Below are 15,166 nucleotides of genomic sequence, written 5' to 3'. Positions count from 1 at the left end.
CGACTGCGGGCGGGACCTCACCGCATCTGGAAGCAGGAAGTCATGGAGCGAGCCGCATTGTTGGTGGTCTCCTCCTCGCATCGCGTGGAGGAAGCGCTGCTGGACGAGCGCGTCTGGGACACCGGGCGGTGTGCCCTGTGCCGCACGGCCGACATACCGGTGACTGCCGTGGCCTTCAGCGTGCTCCCCGACGGAAGCTCTGTTCCAGAGCTGCGCTGTCGTTGCTGCCTGCGGGCCGGCTTCCGCGTGCAGAAGCAGACCGCGTGCGTGCTCCACCGGCCCTACCGGCCGTACTTGCCGGACTGCGGGGCCCAGTGGGGCGCCCGGCCTGGAAGCCGTGAGCGGGGTGGGGCGAGGTGAACATGCAGCACGCATTGATCGCGTTGGGAGCGTTCGTAGCGCTGGGGGTTGCGGGCTTGTCTGCGCACAAGAACGACCGCGAACAGCGCCACCGACGCGAACTGACCGATTCCGCAGGGGCGTTGCACTACAGCGTCCTTCCCGGCGAGCCGAGCGCGGACAAGAAGGCGATGAAGGCGTTCGTGAGCTGCGCGGGGTTCATGGCCCTGTGCCTCGCCCTTATCTCCGCCACGTTGCTCGTCGACCGTGTCCACTGACCAGGACTGGAGCCTTGTGATGAACCCCTCCGCTGCGCGGCAACTCTCGCCACCCGAGACGCAGATTCTGTTCACACTCGCCCGCGAGACGGCCAGATCAACCGGGGTGGCCGAGCCGCGGCCGGCAGCCACCGCACAGTCGTCCGTGGCGGCGTGAGGAGATGAGATGCGCGACCGTACCCGAGCACGCCCCTCCCGACTCTGCGCTCCCTCACGCGATTGGCGCCATGCCGTGGTGGGACTGGCTCGACGATCACGACTTGCCGGACCTGCTGCGCCACCAGCCGTGGCAGGCCGTGGTGTTGCCGCGCACGCCGGGGCTGTGGCTACTCGGCAAGGTGGTGGCCCTGGGCCGGGAGGTGGGTCCGGTACTGGCGTGCTGTGTGCACGAGCTGCTGTACGTGCCGGTGGCCGCCCGCGCCCCGAGTTGTCCGCTGGCCCAGCGGATGTCTCTGACGGAAAGCCTCTCTTGCCCGTTCGATGTGCGGTTTCCCTTCGGGTGCCCGGGCCGGCAGTTGCGCCTGCCGCACCCGCAGCCGACGGCGTTGACCGATTTCCAGGCGCTCTTCGACCTGTGGCGCAGGCGCGGAAGTCTTGCGGCCTGATGACGCTCACTCTGCCAGTGGTCCTGGCGCTCGCGGTGGTCACCGGGCTGATGGTGAAGTCCGGCGGGCTAAAGGCCGGGCACGCCGTGGTGTGCGCGCTCCTGGGCTTCTACCTGCGTGACTCCTCGCTGGCGCCGACGCTCGATGACCTGACCCGCGAGGTCCTGGAGCTGGTTGCCCGGCTCGATCTGTAGACCGGGGCCGCCGGGGCGGCCTCCCCTCCTCCGCGTCCGGTGACCTGTCCCGGAGCGCGGGGTGAGCGCCCCGGCGCCCCCTGCCCAACTACTGCCCGCTTTACGTTGTTTGTGAGGATTTCATGACTGCCACAGAGCGGCCCCAGCGCCGCCACAGCACCGGCAGACGGCTGCGCGTGTCTCCCCGTACGGTGCGGGGCCGGCTTGTGCTGATCGTGTCGGTGGCGATCGCCGCGCTGCTGGCGCTGGTCCCGGTCAGCGTGGCGCAGACGTGGGAGACGCAACAGAATCTGCGCAACGACTCCGCGACGGGGCGGCTGGGCGGGGAGAAGTCGCTGCCCGCCTTCCAGGGCATTCTGACCGAGCGCACGCTGACGGCCACCTACCAGGCCCGCCCGACCGCCACGACGCGGAAGGCACTTGCAGAACAGCGGAAGAAGACGGACGCCGGGGTGGCCATGTTCCGGCATCTGTCCGGCACGACACTGCAGACCGACCAGCGCCACAAGTGGTCGTATGTGCAGCGCGTGTACCGGGAGCTGGACCAGCTCGCGCAGGTGCGCCGCGGAGTCGATGGCGGCAGGGCGAGCTGGGCGAAGAGCACCGGCTACTACTCCGGTGTGATCGCGAAGTTCGTGCAGTTCTACCAGGCACTCAGCGCGATGGATGACCCGGAGCTGAACACTGAAACCAGGGCACTGGTGGGGCTGTTCTGGGCGGTGGACGCTCTGGCCCGGGAGGACATGCTGATCGCCAAGGCGCGGGCGGCAGGCCGGATGGGCGCCGAGGACCGGGCCGCGTTCGCGGAGGCGTACGGCTCGCAGAAGGTGATGTACGAGCGGTGGATCGCGCCCTATCTGCCGGCTAAGGACAAGGCCACTTACGACCGCATCACCGCCAGCACGGCATGGCGGACCAAAAGCCAGGTGGAACGCGCGGTCATCAACGCTCCCAGCACCACCGGCATCGGCGTGCAGGCGCTGCCGCCCGAGCTGAAGCAATGGACCCCGGCCTACCGGCAACTGGCCCAGAAGATCGGAGCGTTGAACCTCAGCCGGACGCAGGGCCTGCTGGCACACGGCTATGCGCGGGCGGATGAGCTGTGGACCCAGGCCGCGTGGCAGGCCGGCGGCGGGCTGCTGGCCGTCGCGCTACTCGGCGCGGTGTTCACCACCAGCAGCCGCGCCCTCATCCGCCGTACGAGGCAGACCAGCGACCGCGCCCTGGCCGTCGCCGAGGAACAACTGCCCGCCATCGTCACCGCGGTGCAGCTGGGACGGGAGGCAGACCTCTCCGGTCTGCCTCAGCACCAGCCAGCCCCGCATGATGAGTTCGCGAGGATCGACAACGCGGTGGCCTCCCTCGCCCAGCGGGCCGCCGAGGGGCCGGTGGCGGTGCGCCGGGAGCGGGACGGCTTCGCTTCCTTCTCCGAGGGCGTGGCCACCCGCGCCGTGGTCATCACCGGTCGGCAGCTGCTGCCGCTCTTCGCCGAGCTGCAACACCGCCACGATGACAATCCGGAGTTGCTGGAGCGGCTGTACGACGGCGAGCACCACACCGTTCGGGTACGGCGGCTGATCGAGAACCTGCTGATCCTCTCCGGCGGTCTGCCGGACAACCCGCACACCGAGCCGGTACACATCAGCAACCTGATCACGGATGCGGCCGGGGAAGCCCCCGGCTACCGCGAGGTCACCCGTGCCTACCTCTCCTCCGCGCAGGTGCGCCCGGAGGCGGCCGGAGAACTGACCCACCTGCTGGCCGAGTTGATCGAGAACGCCACCACCTACGCGCCTCGCGAGACCGTGGTGGCCCGCAGCGCCCCGACCGCGGACGGGGTGGCCGTAGAGATCGAGGACCGCGGGTTCCCGCTGTCGCAGGAGCGCCTGACCCAGCTCAACGCCCGACTGGGTGAGCAGCCCCCGTTCAGCGTGCTGGCCGGATCCGCGCAGCAGCTGGGTCTGTTCGTGGTGGGCCGGCTGGCGGCCCGGATCGGCGTGCAAGTGACCCTGCAGCGCTCTGCCTACGGCGGACTGCTCGCCGTGGTCACCCTGCCCCGCTCCCTCCTGGAGCCCACCACTCCCGCGGTCCCGCCACCGGCGGCGCCTGCCCCCGCTGCGTCACCTCCGCCGTCGCCCGCCGCACTCCAGCCGCCCGAACCGCCGGCGCCCCGCCCGGCCCCGGCCACCGGCCTCGGACGCGCCCAAGCCCCCGAGGCCCCGGCTGCCGCGCGCCCCGCCACCTCGCGGCTTCCGGTGCGCGAGCGCGGCGCCCACATGGCCTGGCAGCTGCGCCAGCAGCATCACGCGGCCAACGGACACCGCCCGGCGGTCGATAACCGGCCGCTGGAAGAGGTCCAGACGCACTTCACCGACCTGTACGACGCGATCAACAACCCCGACGGAGAACCGCGATGAGCATCAAGGACCTGCCCAACGTCGTCCGCAACGACGCCAACACCCCCGAAGATCTGGAACGCCACGACATGCTGCGCGACAGCTTCGCTGGGCTCCCGGACGTCTCCGCCCTGGTGCTGCTGGCCAATGACGGCACCGCCCGGTGCGGCTACGGGCTCGACCCCGATCTCGTGGACACCCTGGCTGCCGCCTGCTCCGGCCTGGCCAGCCTCGGCAAGGGCATCTCCACCGTGGTCGACGGAGGTGAGGTCCAGCACCTCAACCTCACTTTCGAGCGTGGCAGCGCCGTGGTCACCCGCTGTGGCGACGGCTCCACCCTGTTCGTCTACGCCCCCACCACAGCGGAGTGGGGGCCGATCATGCGCGAATGCGTGCGTCTGGCCCGCTCGTTCGAGCCGCAGATGGGCACTCCCGCCCGGCACTCCGAGCACGCCTCGCAGTGATGCCCGGGCCACCCCCGCCGCCCCGCGGCACGCGGCCCTTCGCTCTCAACGCCGGGCGCGCCCGGCAGGAGGGGGCCGAGCGCATCGGCATGCAGTCCACCATCCATGCGGCCGTCGATGCCGAGGCCGCTGAGCGGTGGCCGACCGAGTGGCAGACCGTGCTGCACCTGTGCCAGCGGAGTGGAACCAGCGGAACCGCGGTGGCCGAACTGGCCCACGAGCTCGGCCTGCGCCTGACCCCCACCGCGGTCTTGCTGGCCCAGCTGCAGCAGCACGGCCTCGTCTCCCACCAGCCCATCCTCCACGAGCCCCCGTCCCGGGAACTGCTGGAGAAAGTGATCGCCTGCCTTGATAAGAAACTCTGAACCCCAGCCGCACGGCGCCTCCCGGCCGCCCACGCTGAAGTTCCTGATCGCCGGCGGCTTCGGCGTCGGCAAGACCACCTGCGTCGGGGCCGTCAGCGAGATCACCCCGCTGACGACCGAGGAAACCCTCACCACCGCCGGAGTCGGCGTCGATGACCTGCGCGGCCTGCCGGCCAAGCAGGCCACCACCGTGGCGCTGGACTTCGGCCGCCGCACTCTGCAGGACGCCACGCTGCTGCTGTTCGGCACCCCGGGCCAGGACCGCTTCTGGTTCATGTGGCGCGACCTGAAGGAGGGCGCGCACGGCGCCATCGTCCTGGTCGACACCCGCGATCTGGAAAAGAGCTTCGCCGCCGTCGACTTCTTCGAACAGGAGGGTATCCCGCTGCTGGTGGCGGCCAACTCCTTCCACGGCCGACAGGACTACAGCCCGGAAGAGATCGCCCACGCGCTCCAGGTCGATCCCGCCCGCACCCCGGTGCATCTGTTCGACGCCCGCGATGCCGCCCAGGTCAAGCAGGTCTTCATCGCCCTGCTCCGGCACCTGGCCCAGCACGCCCCCGCCTGAGAAAGGACACACCCCCATGCCCGTCAGCGACGTCGACTTGGGCAGCGCAGCACACCTCGCCGACCCCTACCCCACCTACACCCAGCTGCGGCAAAAAGGCCGAGCGGTCTACCTGGAGCGCCACGGAGTGTGGGCCATCACCCGGCACCGCGACGTGAAAAGTGTGCTGGAGGACCCCGCCACCTTCTCCAGCCGCAAGGTCGCCCTCAACACCTACGCGAACCAGACCTTGCTGCGCGGCACCGTTCTCGCCTCCGACGGCGCCGATCACCGGCGACTGCGCAAGGTCCTCTCCAAACACCTCGCCCCGCGCGCCCTGGCGGAGCTGAGCGAGTGGCTGCAGCAGGAGGCGGCCCAGGCCGTCGCGGACGCCCTGGCCGCCGGCCGCATCGAGGCAGTCGAAGACGTCGCCGTCCGCTACCTGGTGCGCGTCTTCGCCCGCCTGCTCGGCCTGGAGGAGATGGACCGGCAACAGCTGCGCGAACTGGTATGGCTGGCGCAGGGCACCTTCGACGCCTTCGGCGACGACAACGACCCCCTGACCCAGCGGGCCTTCCCGCTGTCCGAGGCGATGTTCGCCTTCATCGTCACGCACTGCACACGGGAGGGGGCCCGCAAGCACCCCACGAGCTGGGCAGCGGGCGTATATACCGCCGTGGATGCCGGACACATCGGAGAAGACGAGGCGGTACCGCTGCTGAGCGCCTACCTCGTCGCCGGCGTCGACACCCTCATCCACGGCCTCACCCACCTCCTGCACCAGCTGGCGCTCCACCCCGAGCAGTACGCCCACCTGCGCGAAGACCCCACCGAAGCCGTGTTGTCCAACGCGTGGCACGAATCGCTAAGGCACGACGCCCCGGTCCAGTGGTTCGCCCGCGACGTCACCCGCACCACCACCCTCGGCGACGTCATCCTCCCCCGCGGCTCCCAAGTCCTGCTGCTGTACGGCTCTGCCAACCGCGACCCCGACCAATGGGGTCTGGACGCCCACCACTTCAACATCGACCGCGCCCAGGCACGCCAACACCTCTCCCTGGGCGCCGGCCCCCACACCTGCGCCGGAGGTCCCCTCGCCGAACTCGAAGTCACCACCCTGCTCCGCGAACTCCTGTGCGCCTGCCCGCACATGGCACTTCAGCACACCCCCGTACGGCAGCCCAGCACCATCCTCCGTGGCCTGAAAACCCTCCCCCTCACCCTCCACAGCCACGCCGACCACACCCATCGCATCCGCGACGTCTCCGACGCCGCCTGACCTCGGAGTACACCGTGACTACCTGCCTCCCGATGCCGAAGACCGAGACCGAGCCGGCTCGTGACACCCGCGGCAGCCTCACCGACCGCACCGTGAAGCGCATGCGCGAGCGCATAGCGACCACCTGCTACCCGCCGGGGGCCCAGCTGCCGGTACGGAGGATCGCCGCCGAGCTGAACGTATCCACCGGGACCGCCCGTACTGCGATCATCCGGCTGGCCGCGCAGGGCGAGTTGCTGTGGCAGCCCGGCACCACCGCCATCGTGCCCACGCCGCCGCCCGTGCCGCATAACCCGCACCGTGCCGCCGCCGGCCACCGCGTGGAAGCTCCGAGCGGTGCGCGCCATCCCACCGTCACCGTGCTGCTGCCCGACTACCCCGGTGCGCGCACCGAGGAACGGCACACGACCTGACCCGCACCCCGCTGCGGTGCGGGTCAGGGCTCCGGCCGAACCGCCATGCCAGGCAACACCCGACACGAGGGAGAGAGCAGCATGCCGCTGAATCCCGATGCAACAACGTCGGCACCGACGGTGGACCCGTTCGAGCTGGACATCAGCATCCTGCCGACCGCGTCCTCGACTGCCGTGCCATTGGCCTCCGATGACAGCTGCGGGTCCACGTGTGGCACCTCGTGTGTCTCCAACGTCGTCTGAGCGCTCTTCACGCTCCCGGTGTCAGCGCACCGGGTCTCCCAGACGCCGCCCTGGCCGGGGCGACGTACGACAACCGACCTGTGGAGGTCTCCCATGGAAGACGAGTTCGAGCTGGACATCAGCGTTCTGGAGTCGAGCGACGGCTCCGCGGAGCTGATCAGTCTCACCGATGACGGCTGTGGCAGCACCTGCGCCAGCCCGTGCGCCACCAACGTGGCCTGACCAGAGCAGTACCGCAGTAGCCGGTGCCGGCCTGCGTCAGGCAACCCCGCTGGCCAGGTCGGCACCGGTACGGACCGTCTCACGAGAGAGCACATGGCGATGGAGAGCAGCTCGCTGTACCAGTGCACCGGGACCGCGATGGTGCGTGCCTCGCAGCACGCCCACCCCCTCACCACGTGGCCCGACTTGACCGACACCTCCCCGCGCAGCGTCTCCGGCTGGCGCGGCTGGCTCCAGGACGTGTGGCGCGACGAGGACCTGGCCGCGGCCATCGAGCACGCCAGCCCCTCCCTGAACCGCCAGGTGGAGGCGGTGTTGGCAGGCGAGGTCGACAACGCCCGTCAGGTGCGGCGCATTGCCTCTGCGGTCCTGCGCTACATCCAGCGCATGCGGGGCCGGGCCACGCCCTTCGGCCTTTTCGCCGGCATCGCCCCCGCCACCTTCGCCAACGCGCCAGCCGTGGGCTGGGGACACGGGCACCGGAGCGTCGCGCAGGCGGACGGCGCCTGGATCGCCGAGGTCGCCCGCCGTCTGGAAGCCTGTCCGGATGTGCTGCGCCGCCTGCCGCTGATGGCGAACAACGCCGCATTCCGGCGCGGAGACCGCCTGGTCCTTCCCCATCCGCCGCGAACCGAGCCCGGGCGCGCGGCGGTTGCCGAGATCTCGCTGCGCTACACCTCCGCCGTGCGCATGGTGTGGGAGGCCGCCCACAGCCCGGTCCCGTGCCAAGGACTGGTGGACAAGCTCCAGGCCGAGTTCCCCCAGGTGCCGACATCGAAGGCCGAGCACCTGGTCCACCGTCTGGTCGACCAGGGCGTTCTGCTCAGCGCCCTGCACGCCCCCTCGGAATCCACCGACGCCCTCGCTCACCTGCTGGCGCAGGCATCGGAGGCGGGCTGCGCGGACATCCCCGAGGTCGCCCCGCTGGTCGCAGAGTTGCGTGCCATCCAGCGCGATCTGGCCACCTACAACGCGAGCGACGACGCCCGGACCGGAAGGGCGAGGCGTGCCGCGCTGCGCACGCACATGTGCGCCATCAGCGACGTGGTGGACCAGCCGCTCGCGGTGGACTCGCGGCTGGACTGCACGCTCATGCTGCCACGCCACGTAGCCCGCGAGGCTGAGGCCGCCGCCTCCACACTCGCCCGCCTCAGCCCTTACCCCTACGGCCCGCCAGCCTGGAAGAAGTACCACAACCGCTTCTTCGAGCGGTACGGCATCGGCTCCCTCGTGCCGCTGCGCGACCTGGTCGACGCGACCGTTGGGCTGGGCTACCCCGAGGGCTACCTGGACGCCGAGCCGCAACCCGCCGAACCCGTGACCAGCCGCGAGCGACGCCTGCTCACCCTGGCCCAACAGGCCGCCCTCGACGGGAGGGACGAAATCGCCCTTGACCACGAGATGGTCGACGCCCTGACGGTCGGCGAGCCGGACCGCGTACGCCTGCCGCCGCATCTGGAACTGCGGTTCCGGCTGCATGCCACCACCACCGCTGCCCTCGCAAGCGGCGACTTCTCCCTGGCTGTCCTCTCTCCCTCGCGCGGCATGGGCACCACCACCGGTCGGTTCCTCCACCTGCTGGAGTCAGGAGAACAAGCAGGCGCGCAGGAGGACTTCACCCACCTGCCCACCAGCGACCCAAGGGCACTTCCCGTCCAGCTCTCCTTCCCTCCGCTCCAGCGCAGGGACACGCACGTCACCCGCACCGTGCGGCTGCTACTCGAGGTCATCAGCCTGTCCGAGCACCGGGCCGATCACCAGCGGGTGATTGGGCTGGATGACCTCGCGGTGGGCTGCGACGCGCAGCGGCTGTATCTGGTCTCGCTTTCCCGCCGGCGGCGAGTGGAGCCGATGACGCCCCACGCCCTCGACCTGTGCGCCCACACACCGCCCCTGGCGCGCTTCCTGCTGGAGATCGCCAAGGCGACCTCGACGGTGGTGATGCCCTTCGACTGGGGCGCCGCCCGCACCCTGCCGTTCCTGCCCCGCCTGCGTTACGGCCGCACGATCCTCTCGCCCGCCCGCTGGCAGCTGCACCGCGGCGAACTGCCCGACCACACCGCCCCGTTCCCGCACTGGCAGGCGGCCTTCAAAAAGTGGCAGGAGCGCCGGCGGGCACCGGACGCGGTGGCACTGACCGAAGGCGACCGGGAGCTGCCGCTCGACCTGACCGAGAACGCGCACCTGGCGCTGCTGCGTACGCACGTGGACAAGACCGAGCGCACCGTCCTCACAGAGTCGCCGACTGGTACCGACGACTGGTTCGCCGGGCACGCCCACGAGATCGTCACTCCCCTCACCGCCGCGCAGCCCCACCGGTGGCCTGCGGCGCCCCCGGTCTCGCGCCAGCGGCTGCTGCCGCGCGACCACGGCGACCTGCCATGCGCCAGCGGGTGGCTGCTGGCCAAGGTCTACAGCCACACCGACCGGCACCCGGAGATCCTCGGACAGCACCTCCCGGAGCTGCTGTCCCAGTGGGAACAGCCCCCGATGTGGTGGTACATGCGCTACCGCGACCCGCGCTGGCACCTGCGGCTGCGGATCGCGCTGACGGACGTGGAGGGTTTCGATACGTCCGCCGGTCTGGTTGCCGAGTGGGCTGCGGGCCTGCGGGGGCAGGGCCTGGCCGGGGATTTCCAGTTCGCCACCTCCTACCCGGAGACCGGCCGTTGGGGGCCTGCCGGCGGCATGGCCGCTGCGGAGCGGGTGTTCGCGGCCGACTCCGCCGCCCTGGCGACAGCGTTCGCCCAGCCCTCTCGGCCGCACCCGCAGGCTCTTGCGGCCGCGAACTTCACCGCCATCGCCGCTGCGTTCACCGGCAGCCCCGCCGCCGGCATGGAGTGGCTGATCGAGCACGCGCGCCTGCGGGACACGATCCCGCTCGATCGTGCGGTACGTACGGAAGCGCTGCGGCTCGCCGACCCGAGCGACGACTGGGCCGCTCTGCGCGCCGCGCCAGGTGGTGCTGTCATCCATGCGGCCTGGGCGCCCCGCGCCCGCGAGTTGGCCGCCTACCGGGGCCGGCTCCGCTCTGCGGGGGACGGCACCGAGGCGAACGCGGTACTCGACTCCCTGCTGCACGCCCACCACATCCGGGCTGCTGGTATCGACAAGGCCGACGAGCGCACCTGCCTCCGGCTGGCCCGCGCCGCAGCGCTCGCCTGGAAGGCACGGAGGGGGTGACCATGACCGTGCAGGACAGCCCGGCCGTCCGGACCGCGGTCGATCTGATCGCCGAGCAGCTCGCCGCACCCGAGCAAGCGCCCACCGCGCACCTGCGTCAGGGCTGGTGGCCGCAGTCGCTGGCCAACGGGGCGGTTGGGGTGGCCTTGTTGCACATCGAGCGGGCCCGGATGGGGCTGGGGTCCTGGCAGCGCGCACACGACTGGCTGGCCTGCGCTACGGCCGGCGGCGTAGCCGGCGGCCGGGACAGCCACCCGTTCTACGGTGCCCCCGCGCTCGCCGTCGCCCTGTCCGCCGCGGTCGGTCGCCCCGGCCGCTATGCCCGCACCCTGGAGAGCCTGGATGAGCATGTGGCCGCCACCATCCGCTCCCGGCTGCAGGCCGCGCACGCCCGCATCGACCGTGGCCGGTTGCCCGCGCTCGCCGAATTCGACGCCACCCGGGGCCTGTCGGGGATGGCCGCCTTGTTGCTGCGCCGGGAGAAGCATGCCGACCTGGCCCGGGAGGTCGGCACCTACCTGGTGCGGCTGACCGAACCGGTCACGCACGAGGGCGAGTTGCTGCCCGGCTGGTGGAGTGCCCAGGCCCCCTCCGGCACCCCGAGCCCGCACTTCCCCGGCGGGCACGCCAACAACGGAATGGCCCACGGCATCGGCGGACCACTGGCCGCCCTGTCCCTGGCCGCCCTGTACGGGCTGACCGTCCCCGGCCACATCGAGGCCATCGAGGCCATCTGTGCCTGGCTCGACCGCTGGCAGCGCAACGGGCCCGCCGGACCGTGGTGGCCGTACTGGATCACCCGCACGCGGCTGCGCACCGGCGATGCGGGCGCCGGCCCCTCCCGGCCGTCCTGGTGCTACGGCACCGCCGGACTCGCCCGCGCCCAGCAACTCGCCGCCCTGGCCCTGCACGACCCCCACCGGCAGCGCCGCGCCGAAGACGCCCTGCTGCACGCGGTCACCGACCCGGGACAACTGGGCCAGACCACGGACGCCTCGCTGTGCCACGGCTTCGCCGGGCTGGTCCACCTCACCCAGCTGGCCGCCACGGACGCCCGCACACCCCATCTGCCCCAGGCCCTGCCCGGCCTGTTGCAGCGCCTCCTGCCGTACGGGCCGGAGGCGTTGGCCGAGTCCCTGCTAACGCCCACCGAGGACCGGGCCGACATCGGCCTCCTCGAAGGGGCCGCCGGGATCGCACTGGCCCTGCACAGCACGCAGACCGGCACCTCGGCCGCCACCGCGTGGAACACCTGCTTCCTGATCAACTGACCGGAGAGAGAAGGCATCTGTGCTCGACGATGAGTGGCCGCAACGGGTCATCGAGTTCACCGACTGGCGGTGTGCGGAAACCCTGGCCGCCGACCGCCTCCTGCCCATCCTGACATCCGCCGGGGGCGAGTTGCTGTCGTGGTTCTTCGTCCGCAAGGCGCCGACCTGGCGCCTGCGCTACCACGCCGCGCCCGGTCCCTTTCCGGCGCTGGATCAGGCGCTAGACGAGCTAGTGGCCGACGGTCACGTACGTGAGTGGACAACGGGCCTCTACGAGCCGGAGACCGCAGCGTTCGGCGGCCCGGCCGGCATGGACCTCGCCCACGAGCTCTTCCACCGCGACAGCCGCCACGTCCTGGACGAACACCTCCGCCGCCGGGAACACCCCACCACGTGCGGCCTCGGCCGCCGGGAGCTGGCCATCCTGCTGTTCAGCACGGCCCTGCGCGCCGCCGGACTCGACTGGTACGAGCAAGGCGACGTCTGGGCCCGCGTGGCAGCCGAACGCCCCCACCCCACCGAGGCCCTACCGCAGCGGCATCGGGCGGCGGTGCACCGGCTGATGACGATCGACCTCGAACCGCACGGCAACGCCGGCCCCGGCGCACCGCTCGAGCACCTCACCGCGTGGCTCGACACCTTCGAACGGGCGGGCCGGCAACTCGCGGAGCTCAACCGCCGGGGGCGGCTGGAGCGGGGTCTGCGAGCCGTACTCGCCCACCATCTGATCTTCCACTGGAACCGCTTGGGCCTCCCGCGCGAGGACCAAAGCACCCTGTCAACACTGGCGAAAGAGGTAGTCATGGCAACGGACGACACCACCCACACCACCCCCGGCGCGAGCGCCGGGGACACTACGGTCGACCCGGTGAACAACGACACGATCGAGACCAGCACCGAGGACCTTCGCGCCCGCTTCGTCGACCACCTGGTCGAGAGCGGCAGCATCCGCACCCCGCGCGTGGAGGAGGCGATGCGCACCGTGCCCCGCCACCTCTTCGTGCCCCGGGCGCCCTTGGACAAGGCGTACTCCAACAGCACCGTGGACACCAAGTTCGACAGCGCCGGACGGTCCATCAGCTGCGCCTCCCAGCCCGACATCGTCGCGATGATGCTGGAACAACTCCACGTCGAGCCGGGCATGAAGGTGCTGGAGCTGGGCGCCGGCACCGGCTTCAACGCCGGACTGCTCGGCCACCTGGCCGGCCCGGAAGGCCACGTCACCACCATCGACGTGGACGAGGACATCGTGGACGGCGCCCGCGCCGGCCTGGAAGCCGCCGGCCTCGACAACGTCCAGGCCATCCTCGGCGACGGCGCCCAGGGCTGGGCGGACAACGCTCCCTACGACCGGATCGTGGCGACCGTCGGCGCCCACGCGGTCCCGCCCGCCTGGCTCGAGCAACTCGCCCCCACCGGGCTGCTGCTCACCCCGCTGCGGCTGCGCGGTAGCGTTTCCCGCTCGATCTCCTTCGCCCGCGACGCCGAGAACCGCTGGCGCAGCATCGACTCCGAGATGAACACGTTCATGCCGCTGCGGCGCGGTATCGCCGATGACCCGCGCACTTTCGTGCCTCTGACCGACGACGGCAGCGTCACCCTGGTCACCAACGGAGACCAGACCATCGAGGGCGACGCGCTCCACGGCGTCCTGCACCAGCCGCGCACCGAAGTCTGGACGGGCGTCACCCTCCGCGGGCCGGAGTCGCCCGAGTGGCTGGAGCTGTGGCTCACCTGCGCGCTGCCCAACGGCCTCAGCCGCATGCCCGCCCGCCAAGAAGCCCTCACCAGCGGCCTGCTCACCAACCCCTACGCCAGCTCCACCGCCACCGTCGACAAGGGCACACTCACCTACCTCACCCGCCGCAAGGCGGAGCACACCGCCGAGGACGGCGCCTCGCTGTATGAGTTCGGCGTGATCGGCCACGGACCCGACGCCGACCAGCTCACCGAGCGCGTCGCCGCATCGGTGCGCACCTGGGACGCCGACTTCCGCGACCGCGACGTCACCTTCGAAATCCAGGACCGCGACGCCCCCGTACCGGAGGACACGGCGGGCCGGTTCGTCCTGGACACCCCGCTCAACCGCCTCGTCATCGAGTGGCTGTGAGATGGACGCCGGCCAGATAGCCCGGCACTTCCCCCTGGTCGCCCGCCCTCGCCCCGGCTGCCCACCACTGACCGAACGCATCGCCGAGGTCGATGAGTTGGCGGGAACCGCCGAGCGGGAGGGGCGGCTCGGCCTGGCCGCGGCAGCACTGAACAAGGCCGCCCTGATCGCCAGCGACTGCGGCATGACGGCCCTGGCACACACCCTGTGCTGGCGCCACGCCGAGGTCTACCTGTGCGCTCAGCCCCTGAGCGCACAGGAGGCCCGGTACGCCCTCGAACCCGTGGTCAACCTCGCCCGGCTCCGCATCCGAACCGGCGAAGGGGATGCCGCCTACCACCTCCTCGACGACCTCGCCCAGGCAGCAAGAACGCGCGGCTGCACGGAAATTGACGGGCGCACCATCGACTTCCACCGCCTCACCGCCACCGACGAGGCCCATCACCAGATCTACCGCTGGCTGTGGACGGTCCTCCTCGCCGACGGAACCCGCGCCCTGGCATCCACCGGGAACTGGGCGCAGACCCGAGACCATGTACGCCGACACCGCGGAGTCGGTGCCCGCCTCCTGGACGGCCGGCAGGTGGATATCCTCGCCACCTGCCTTGCCGGAGAGCCTGATGACGCCCGCGCCTTCTTGGACGCCAGCGTGCTAGCAGAACCGTGGGAACGCCCGGTCGCCGCGTGCCTCGCAGCACTGTGCCAGCGTGTGAAGAGGGAGAGCCGGCAGGCCGAGACCGCAGCGGCAGTGCGCGCCTACCTCGGCTTGTGCACCACACAGGAACTGGACCTCTTCTGCACCCGGGTGGGCCTGTGCACCCTCGACCTCTCGGGAACAGACCGAAGCCGCAACAGCGCCGTGGCGGACCGTCTTCGCCGCGACGCAGCCAGCTGCCACAACGGGTACGTCGCGCGGGACATGCTCGCCCACGCCACCTGCCGCCAACTAATGGCACCCGCCGAAGCACACGCCCTGCGGGAGACCGTCCGCGTCGCCGGACTCGATCAAGGACACCTACCAGCAGAAACGGAATCGAAACTCCGGCAAGCGGTCAACCGCAGCGCCAGAACAAACGAACGGCTTCTGATGTCGGCCCCACGGTCACGCAATGCCCGAGACGAGTGTGCCGGCACCGTCGAGTGATTCGTACACCCCGACCGATAGCGGTAGCCCCCTGGCGTCGCAGCCCTGACTCCGAACTCGCACATCTGCCCGACATGCCCACCTCGCGTACCCGTGTCGCCCACTCCAGGTCG

General features: G+C 71.0%; 15 protein-coding genes. All 15 read left to right on the top strand.

What is annotated here, in order from left to right; genetic code table 11:
* Positions 1 to 416 precede the first annotated feature (416 nt).
* The 15 genes from AC3AGO_RS31565 to AC3AGO_RS31495 all read left to right on the top strand — a co-directional run bounded on the left by AC3AGO_RS31565 (position 417) and on the right by AC3AGO_RS31495 (position 15,053).
* On the top strand, positions 417 to 617 hold the full coding sequence (locus AC3AGO_RS31565; protein WP_487823684.1) for a hypothetical protein: 201 nt from the start codon (positions 417 to 419) through the stop codon (positions 615 to 617).
* Positions 618 to 844: 227 nt separating this feature from the next.
* Entirely contained in the window at positions 845 to 1,222 is a 378-nt protein-coding gene (locus AC3AGO_RS31560; protein ID WP_487823683.1) for a hypothetical protein, read from the top strand.
* Complete coding sequence (locus tag AC3AGO_RS31555; protein WP_487823682.1) at positions 1,222 to 1,416, top strand: hypothetical protein; 195 nt, start codon at positions 1,222 to 1,224, stop codon at positions 1,414 to 1,416. The genes AC3AGO_RS31560 and AC3AGO_RS31555 overlap by 1 nt, the downstream gene beginning before the upstream one ends.
* 122 nt (positions 1,417 to 1,538) lie before the next feature.
* On the top strand, positions 1,539 to 3,833 hold the full coding sequence (locus AC3AGO_RS31550; RefSeq protein ID WP_487823681.1) for a sensor histidine kinase: 2,295 nt from the start codon (positions 1,539 to 1,541) through the stop codon (positions 3,831 to 3,833).
* Complete coding sequence (locus AC3AGO_RS31545) at positions 3,830 to 4,276, top strand: roadblock/LC7 domain-containing protein (protein ID WP_487823680.1); 447 nt, start codon at positions 3,830 to 3,832, stop codon at positions 4,274 to 4,276. The genes AC3AGO_RS31550 and AC3AGO_RS31545 overlap by 4 nt, the downstream gene beginning before the upstream one ends.
* A gap of 89 nt (positions 4,277 to 4,365) precedes the next feature.
* Positions 4,366 to 4,641 (top strand): DUF742 domain-containing protein, encoded by a 276-nt coding sequence (locus AC3AGO_RS31540; RefSeq protein ID WP_487823679.1) that lies wholly within the window; start codon positions 4,366 to 4,368, stop codon positions 4,639 to 4,641.
* The gene (locus tag AC3AGO_RS31535) at positions 4,628 to 5,209 is read left to right on the top strand and encodes a GTP-binding protein (protein WP_487824884.1); all 582 of its coding nucleotides are present in this window, start codon (positions 4,628 to 4,630) and stop codon (positions 5,207 to 5,209) included. Before AC3AGO_RS31540 ends, AC3AGO_RS31535 begins: the two co-directional genes overlap by 14 nt.
* Before the next feature lie 16 nt (positions 5,210 to 5,225).
* The gene (locus tag AC3AGO_RS31530) at positions 5,226 to 6,467 is read left to right on the top strand and encodes a cytochrome P450 (RefSeq protein WP_487823678.1); all 1,242 of its coding nucleotides are present in this window, start codon (positions 5,226 to 5,228) and stop codon (positions 6,465 to 6,467) included.
* 14 nt (positions 6,468 to 6,481) lie between these two features.
* Positions 6,482 to 6,880 carry a GntR family transcriptional regulator gene (locus AC3AGO_RS31525; RefSeq protein WP_487823677.1) on the top strand — a complete coding sequence of 133 codons (399 nt, stop codon included), beginning with the start codon at positions 6,482 to 6,484 and terminating at the stop codon, positions 6,878 to 6,880.
* Between the two features lie 45 nt (positions 6,881 to 6,925).
* A complete protein-coding gene (locus AC3AGO_RS31520; RefSeq protein ID WP_487823676.1) occupies positions 6,926 to 7,123 on the top strand; it encodes an FxLD family lanthipeptide in 198 nt (65 codons plus the stop codon).
* A 93-nt stretch (positions 7,124 to 7,216) separates the two neighbouring features.
* Positions 7,217 to 7,345 (top strand): FxLD family lanthipeptide, encoded by a 129-nt coding sequence (locus AC3AGO_RS31515; RefSeq protein ID WP_487823675.1) that lies wholly within the window; start codon positions 7,217 to 7,219, stop codon positions 7,343 to 7,345.
* 93 nt (positions 7,346 to 7,438) lie between these two features.
* Entirely contained in the window at positions 7,439 to 10,528 is a 3,090-nt protein-coding gene (locus AC3AGO_RS31510; protein ID WP_487823674.1) for a lantibiotic dehydratase, read from the top strand.
* A gap of 2 nt (positions 10,529 to 10,530) precedes the next feature.
* A complete protein-coding gene (locus tag AC3AGO_RS31505; RefSeq protein ID WP_487823673.1) occupies positions 10,531 to 11,799 on the top strand; it encodes a lanthionine synthetase C family protein in 1,269 nt (422 codons plus the stop codon).
* A gap of 19 nt (positions 11,800 to 11,818) precedes the next feature.
* Complete coding sequence (fxlM, locus tag AC3AGO_RS31500) at positions 11,819 to 13,909, top strand: methyltransferase, FxLD system (protein WP_487823672.1); 2,091 nt, start codon at positions 11,819 to 11,821, stop codon at positions 13,907 to 13,909.
* A gap of 1 nt (position 13,910) precedes the next feature.
* Positions 13,911 to 15,053, top strand: a complete 1,143-nt coding sequence (locus tag AC3AGO_RS31495) for a hypothetical protein (RefSeq protein WP_487823671.1) — start codon at positions 13,911 to 13,913, stop codon at positions 15,051 to 15,053.
* Positions 15,054 to 15,166: the final 113 nt, after the last annotated feature.

This window comes from Streptomyces sp. BL1, assembly GCF_057628045.1.
Note: the sequence above shows the minus strand (reverse complement) of the source record. Positions and strands in the feature narration are given on the sequence as shown.